The sequence below is a fragment of the bacterium genome, from assembly GCA_024224155.1.
Taxonomy (GTDB): domain Bacteria; phylum Acidobacteriota; class Thermoanaerobaculia; order Multivoradales; family JAHEKO01; genus CALZIK01.
The window spans coordinates 1-920 of record JAAENP010000292.1; the positions used below are offsets into that span (position 1 = coordinate 1).

Below are 920 nucleotides of genomic sequence, written 5' to 3' on the forward strand. Positions count from 1 at the left end.
GGCGGCGCGGTCGAAACTTAACGGAATGCCGAAGATCTGCTCGAAGCGGTTGACAAACGGGCTCGAGATATCTTCGGGCAAGCTTTGGAGGATGGGCGCCAGGCACTGGCGGCGGGTGACGCTGCTGCGGCTTTCCAAGCCTTTCGTCTGGCTGCAAGCATCGATCCCGAAAACCCGGAGGCGGCAACCGGACTCAGGCGGGCCGGTGTACTCGATGAAATGCTCGCTCTGCTTGCTTCGGGAGGGCGGCTGGAAACCAACGGGGATCTACAAGGTGCGGTCCGGGATTACCGGAAAGCGGTTTCCCTCGATCCCCTTTCTCGAACCGCGCAACAGGCTCTGGCGCGTGTCGACTCTCGGTTTGCAGAGAACGCCTTCGTGGAGGTCATGTCGGTAGGGATGGCGGCCCTCGACCGGAGTCATTACGAGACCGCCCGCGAGGCGTTTCTTCGGGCGAAGGCGATGAGGCCGGAAGCGCCGGAAATCGCCGACGGGCTGGCGCAGGCCGAAGAGGGGCTACGTCTCCAAAAGATCGCCGAACACCGGGAACGAGCACTTGCTTTGGAAGCAGCGGAGCAGTGGCGCTCGGCAGCCGAAGCGTATCAAGCGGTGCTGGAGCTGGACTCGGCCATTCGATTCGCCCGAGAAGGTAAGGCGAGGTGTGTTGAACGGACCGATCTTTCGGATCGACTGGAGTTTCATATCAAGAATCCAAATCGACTCTCGGACGATAGAGTGCTCGAGTCGGCGACTGAGGTCCTCGCGACCGCCTCGGGAGTGACGCCGGCCGGTCCCAAACTCCGACAGCAGATCGCCTCGCTCGAACAGATTATCGCCGAGTCCTCTACGCGGGTCACCGTCCGTTTCGAGTCGGACGAGTTGACGGAAGTCGTAATCTATAAGGTAGGTCGCCTGGGCAA

1 protein-coding gene is annotated in these 920 nt (G+C 61.4%); it reads left to right on the forward strand.

Annotation, left to right across the window (positions count from 1 at the left end):
* Positions 1-84: 84 nt before the first annotated feature.
* A partial coding sequence (locus GY769_15115; protein ID MCP4203252.1) for a hypothetical protein occupies positions 85-920 on the forward strand: 836 nt, incomplete at its 3' end.